8 protein-coding genes are annotated in these 5607 nt (G+C 69.3%); 4 read left to right on the forward strand and 4 right to left on the reverse strand.

Features of this window, described 5'->3' with window-relative positions:
• Together EGJ34_RS20105 and grxD are read right to left on the reverse strand one after the other, a co-directional pair.
• Nucleotides 1-626: SDR family NAD(P)-dependent oxidoreductase (locus tag EGJ34_RS20105; protein ID WP_125362209.1), on the reverse strand; the 626-nt coding region annotated here is incomplete at its 3' end.
• The gene (gene grxD / locus EGJ34_RS20110) at nucleotides 623-943 is read right to left on the reverse strand and encodes a Grx4 family monothiol glutaredoxin (protein WP_125362216.1); all 321 of its coding nucleotides are present in this window, start codon (nucleotides 941-943) and stop codon (nucleotides 623-625) included. The genes grxD and EGJ34_RS20105, both read right to left, overlap by 4 nt.
• A gap of 120 nt (nucleotides 944-1063) precedes the next feature.
• On the opposite strand from grxD, the gene EGJ34_RS20115 reads away from it, so the two are divergent.
• Nucleotides 1064-1642, forward strand: a complete 579-nt coding sequence (locus EGJ34_RS20115) for a superoxide dismutase (RefSeq protein WP_125362210.1) — start codon at nucleotides 1064-1066, stop codon at nucleotides 1640-1642.
• Nucleotides 1643-1679: 37 nt separating this feature from the next.
• Here the strand turns inward: EGJ34_RS20115 and EGJ34_RS20120 are convergent, their stop codons facing one another.
• Nucleotides 1680-2825 (reverse strand): 5-(carboxyamino)imidazole ribonucleotide synthase, encoded by a 1146-nt coding sequence (locus tag EGJ34_RS20120; protein WP_125362211.1) that lies wholly within the window; start codon nucleotides 2823-2825, stop codon nucleotides 1680-1682.
• Nucleotides 2822-3325 carry a 5-(carboxyamino)imidazole ribonucleotide mutase gene (gene purE, locus EGJ34_RS20125; RefSeq protein WP_125362212.1) on the reverse strand — a complete coding sequence of 168 codons (504 nt, stop codon included), beginning with the start codon at nucleotides 3323-3325 and terminating at the stop codon, nucleotides 2822-2824. The genes EGJ34_RS20120 and purE overlap by 4 nt, the downstream gene beginning before the upstream one ends.
• A 59-nt stretch (nucleotides 3326-3384) precedes the next feature.
• On the opposite strand from purE, the gene EGJ34_RS20130 reads away from it, so the two are divergent.
• From EGJ34_RS20130 to EGJ34_RS20140, 3 genes are all read left to right on the forward strand, one after another.
• Entirely contained in the window at nucleotides 3385-3654 is a 270-nt protein-coding gene (locus EGJ34_RS20130; RefSeq protein WP_125362213.1) for a Trm112 family protein, read from the forward strand.
• Entirely contained in the window at nucleotides 3651-4505 is an 855-nt protein-coding gene (gene nadC, locus EGJ34_RS20135; protein ID WP_125362214.1) for a carboxylating nicotinate-nucleotide diphosphorylase, read from the forward strand. Before EGJ34_RS20130 ends, nadC begins: the two co-directional genes overlap by 4 nt.
• Before the next feature lie 153 nt (nucleotides 4506-4658).
• Nucleotides 4659-5607: DUF2272 domain-containing protein (locus EGJ34_RS20140; RefSeq protein WP_125362215.1), on the forward strand; the 949-nt coding region annotated here is incomplete at its 3' end.

The raw sequence follows: 5607 nt of genomic DNA on the forward strand, positions 1-5607 counted from the left end.
GCGCGCGCCCGCAGCGCGGTGCGCATGGGGCCGGGCTGCAGCCCGGCCACCCTTACCGGGCCGCGCGCCAGTTCGGCATGCAGGCTGGCGATCAGCCCACGCAGCCCGTGCTGGGCAGCCCCGTAGCCGCCCCAGTAGGCCTGCCCTACCCGCGCCGGGTCGTCGACGGTGAACACCAGCGCGGCGTCGTCGCGCTGCTTGAGCAATGGAAGAGAGGCCTGGGCGAGCCATGCCGGGGCGGTCAGGTTGACGTGCACGGCGCGCGCGAACGCGGCCGGATCGGCCAGCTCGAAGGGTGTCAGACCGGCGAAGTCCGCCGCGCAGTACAGCACGCCATCCAGCCGGCCCAGCTCGCCCTGCAGGCGCTCGGCCAGCGTGGCGTAGTCGTCAGGGGCAGCCCCCTCCAGGTCCAGCGGATACAGCAGCGGCTCCGGTCCGACGGCCTGGACCGCGCTGTACACCCGGTCCAGCCGGCGCGGCTTGCGCCCCAGCAGGACCACGGTTGCGCCCGCGGCGGCACAGGCCACCGCGGCGGCACTGCCGAAGCCGCCGCCCGCGCCTGCAATGAGAATGATGCGGTCGGCCAGCGACCCGCTCCCGACCGCCACGGACGGGAGGGCACTCATCCGTGCGCGGCCTCTTCGACGATGCGCTTGAGCTCGCCGGCCTCGAACAGCTCCAGCACGATGTCGCAGCCGCCGATCAGCTCACCATGGATGAACAGCTGCGGGAAGGTCGGCAGGTTGGAGAAACGCGGCAGGTTGGCACGCACTTCCGGCTCTTCCAGCACGTTGACGGTGCGCAGGTTGACCGCACCGGCGGCCATCAGCGCCTGCACGGCGCGACTGGAGAACCCGCACATCGGGTACTGCGGGGTGCCCTTCATGAACAGCACGAGGGGGTAACGATCGACTTCCTGTTGGATCTGCTGCAACACCGCCACCACACCTCTCCTGCGTTGCGGGGTCATCCGACTGCGGGTGGTCGGATAGACTTCCCCTGCGTCCATTGTAATGCGGTTGACCCCGCCCCGGACGCCCTCGTCTCACACGCCCGGATCGCCATGCCCTTCGACCTGCCCCGCCTGCCCTTCGAACGCACCGCCCTGCAGCCGCACCTGTCGGCAGCGAGCCTGGACCTGCATCTGGGCGCGCACCGTGCCTACGTGGAAGCGGTCAATGCCCAGATCGAGGGCACCGAACTGGCCGAACTGCCGCTGGAGGACCTGGTCCGGCAGAGCCAGGGGCGGCTGTTCGACGCCGCTGCCCAGGCCTGGAACCACGGCTTCTTCTGGGACGGCCTTCGGCCGCGCGGCAGCAGTGAGCCGCAAGGCCGGCTGGCGGAACTGATCGGGCGGCATTTCGGCGACCTGCGGCGGCTGCGCGAGGAGATCGAACGGGCCGCCTTGGGCCTGTTCGGTTCCGGCTGGGTGTGGCTGGTGCAGCACCCCAACAGCGCCCTGGCGGTCCAGGTCACCCGCAACGCGGGCACGCCGCTGGTGGGCCAGAGCACCCCGCTGCTGGCCTGCGACCTGTGGGAACACGCGTATTACACGGATTTCCAGAACGACCGGGCGAAGTACCTGGAGGCGTTCTGGAAAGTGGTGAACTGGGACGCGGTGGCGGGACGCTTGAGGGATTGATCGCGTGGGTCACGACCAACGGTCGTGACCCGCTCCATCAAGCTCGCAGCGCGTCAGCTGCCGGAGCCACCTGTTCACTGCGGCCCAGCTGCTTGCCCACCGCTTCCAGATCCGCCGCCAGCTGCGCGGCATCATCGCCCCGCAGCGTGGCATGCCCGACCTTGCGACCGTCACGCGGCTGCTTGCCGTAGTCGTGCCAGTGCCCGCCGGGCTGGGCGAGTACCGCCGCCGCATCAGGCATCGCGCCGATCCAGTTGAGCATGCAGACATGTCCCAGCATTCGGGTGTCACCCAGCGGCAGGCCGAGCACGGCGCGCAGATGGTTCTCGAACTGCGAGGTTTCGCTGCCCTCGATGGTCCAGTGCCCGGAATTGTGCACGCGCGGTGCCATCTCATTGGCCAGCAGCTCGTCACCGCGGCAGAACAGTTCCAGCGCGAACACGCCCACGTAGTCCAGGCGGTCGGCCAGGGTGCGGGCGTAGCCAATGGCAGCCGCCTGCTGCGCCGGGCTCAGCACGGCCGGAGCCAGGCTCGCCGACAGCACGCCGTCGACATGCCAGTTGCCGGTGACCGGCCAGGCACGGAACTCGCCGTCGCGGCCGCGCACGGCAACCACGCTGACCTCGCGGTCAAAGGCCACGAAGCCTTCCAGGATCAGGCCGGTGCGCTCGACCTGGGCACCGAGTGCGGTCCAGGCCGCGTCGATGTCGGCTTCGCTGCGCAGACGGAACTGACCTTTGCCGTCGTAGCCCAGGCGGCGGGTCTTGAGGATGCACGGCAGACCGAACTCACCGACGCGGGCGGCGAGCTCGTCGCGGCTGCGGATATCGGCGAACGGTGGCAGCGGAATGCCCAGCTCGCGGAACAGGGTCTTCTCGCTCAGACGGTCCTGGGCCACCGCGAGTGCATCCGGGTTCGGGTACACCGGCACGCGTTCGGCCAGGAACCGGGCACTGTGCGCGGGCACGTTCTCGAAATCAAAGGTGACCACGTCGACCTTGGCGGCAAAGGCAGCCAGCGCCGCTTCGTCGTCGAACGCAGCCACCTGCAGCGGAGCCAGCTGGCCAGCGCAGGCGTCAGCCGCGGGATCGAACAATTCAAAGCGCAGGCCCTGCGGCGCGCCGGCCAACACCATCATGCGGGCGAGCTGGCCGCCGCCCAGAATGCCTACGGTGCGGGTCATTGGCGCGGGTCGTCGTGGGCCATGACGTCTTCGGTCTGGCGGGAGCGGAAGGCTTCCAGCGCCTTGCCGATGGCCGGCTGCTCCGGTGCCAGCAGCGCGGCGGCGAACAGCGCAGCGTTGGACGCGCCGGCGTTGCCGATGGCGAAGGTGGCCACCGGAATGCCGGCCGGCATCTGCACGATCGACAGCAGCGAATCCATGCCGTTGAGGGCCTTGGACTGGACGGGCACACCCAGCACCGGCACGGCGGTCTTGGCCGCGACCATGCCCGGCAGGTGCGCGGCACCGCCGGCCCCGGCGATGATGGCGCGCAGGCCACGGCTGCCGGCCTGTTCGGCGTAGGTGAACAGCACATCAGGCGTGCGATGCGCCGAAACCACCTTCACTTCATACGGAACGCCCAGCGCATCGAGCTTCTGTGCAGCGTGCTGCATGGTTTCCCAGTCGGAACGGGAGCCCATGATGATGCCGACGAGCGGCGCGGATTGGTTGAGGGTCATTGGCCGTCACCTGCCTTAAAGACGTATTCTAGCCGTCTTCCACGCAAGACGAAGAACCCATGGATCGCAAGCTGCTTGACCTGCTGGTGTCGCCGGACCACCGCCAGCCCCTGTCCCTGCTCAATGCCAAGGGCCTGGAGGCCCTCAACCAGGCCATCGGCACCGGTACGGTGACCAAGGCCGATGGCAGCGCGCAGTCCCAGCCGCTGCGCGAAGCCCTGCTCACCCGCGACGGCAAGCAGGTGTTCCGGGTCGACGACGGCATTCCGGTGCTGCTGGCCGAAGAAGCCATCGCCACCGCCCAGATCGCCGATTTCCCCGCGCAATGAGCCCTGCCCTGCTGCCGCCTGCGGCCGCACAGGTCGAGGCGGATGTGGCCCGCGCCCTGGCCGAGGACATCGGCAACGGCGACGTCACCGCCGCCCTGCTGCCGGATCGCCCGGACAGCGCCTACCTGCTGTGCAAGCAGGACGCGGTGATTGCCGGACGCCCCTGGTTTGATGCCACGCACCGGGCGCTCGACCCGGACGTGCGCATTGACTGGCGCGTGGCCGAAGGAGACGCCGTCAAGGCCGGTACCGTGCTGGCGACCCTGCAGGGGCGCAACCGCAGCCTGGTCAGCGCCGAGCGCACCTCGCTGAACTTCCTGCAGACCCTCTCCGGCACCGCCACCACGACCGCCCGCTACGTGGCGGCCGTGGCGGGTACCGGCGCGCGTATTCTGGATACCCGCAAGACCCTGCCGGGCCTGCGCGTGGCGCAGAAGTACGCGGTGCGCTGCGGCGGCGGTGACAACCATCGCCTGGGCCTGTTCGACACGTTGATGCTGAAGGAAAACCACATCCGCGCCGCCGGCTCGCTGACCGGCGCGGTGCACGCGGCGCGGGCGCAGTGGCCCCAGCTGCCGCTGGTGGTCGAGGTCGAGAACCTGGACCAGCTGCGCGAAGCGCTGGCGGCAGGGTGTGACCGGATTCTGATCGACGACTTCGATGCGGGCACGCGACGGGAGGCAGTGAAAATCGCCGCCGGGCGCATTCCGCTGGAAGTGTCCGGCAGTGTTGACCTGGCCGGATTACGGGCGATTGCCGAGGACGGCGTGGACTGCATTTCGATTGGCGGGCTGACCAAGCACGTGCAGGCGATTGACCTGTCGTTGAAGCTGGGGCCCGCCCCGGGCTGACACGCCGTGCCGACCAACGGTCGGCACCTACCGGTCATGTGCACCGCGGTAGCGCACGACCGTTGGTCGTGCGACGCGTAAACGCGCGTGCGGCCTTCACGGATTACCCAACCCGCGTCTGCGACGCTCTGGTTACCCCCACCGGAGAACACCATGCGCCGGATGCTGTTGCCCGCCTGCCTGCTGCTGGCGGCCGCCCCTGTTACCGCGACGGCGGCTGAAGTCTGCGACATCCCGCCCCGCTACGGACTGAGCCCGCTGGCGATAAGCATCGTCCGCACTGCCTGCAACGAACATCGCCTGTGGTACCGCCCCTTCATCGATGGCGAAGGACGTGCCGCCAACCTCGGCGTCAGCGAGGCCGAGCGCCTGTACCTCTCCGACGATGGCATGCCTGCCTGGCAGCGCGTGGTGGCCTACTGGCGCGACAGTGGCACGCTGGGCCCGATGGGCAGCCAGCCCGGCGCGACGAGCTGCATGCAACCGTTCGGTTCGCGTTACACCGACAGCGACTGCCGTGCCTTCATCATCGACAACCCCTGGTCGGCGGCCTTCATCTCCTGGGTGATGAGCCGCGCAGGCGTACCGGGCTTCACCCGCTCTCCGCGCCACATCGATTACATCCGCGCGGCGTACGAGAACAGCGGGCCGTACCGGATGACCGACCCGGCGCAGGGCAAGCCCGCCCCCGGCGACCTGCTGTGCTACCTGCGTGGCCGCGACGAAACGCTGAGCTACGCCGGGCTGGTGCAGCAGCTGAGCGGGGGCAAGGTGGAGAACTGGAAATCGCATTGCGAGGTGGTGGTCGCGGCCAACATGGGCGGCGACCACACCCTGTACCTGATCGGTGGCAATGTCATGAACACGGTGGCGATGCGCAAGCTGCCGCTGGATCGCAACGGCCGCATCCAGCTGCCGCCGGCCCCACCCTCCGATCCCTATGACATCGGCTGTACACCCGGCCGCGAAGACGAGTGCAATTTCAACCGCCAGGACTGGGCGGCCCTGCTGAAGCTGGTGGCGACCTCGCCGATGGGCGTCACACCCAGCTACCCGCCCGCGCCAGCGTCCACGCCGACAACCCGCCCGCCGGAGCCCGCCC

It is taken from the genome of Stenotrophomonas sp. 278, from assembly GCF_003935715.1.
Lineage (GTDB): Bacteria > Pseudomonadota > Gammaproteobacteria > Xanthomonadales > Xanthomonadaceae > Stenotrophomonas > Stenotrophomonas maltophilia_AH.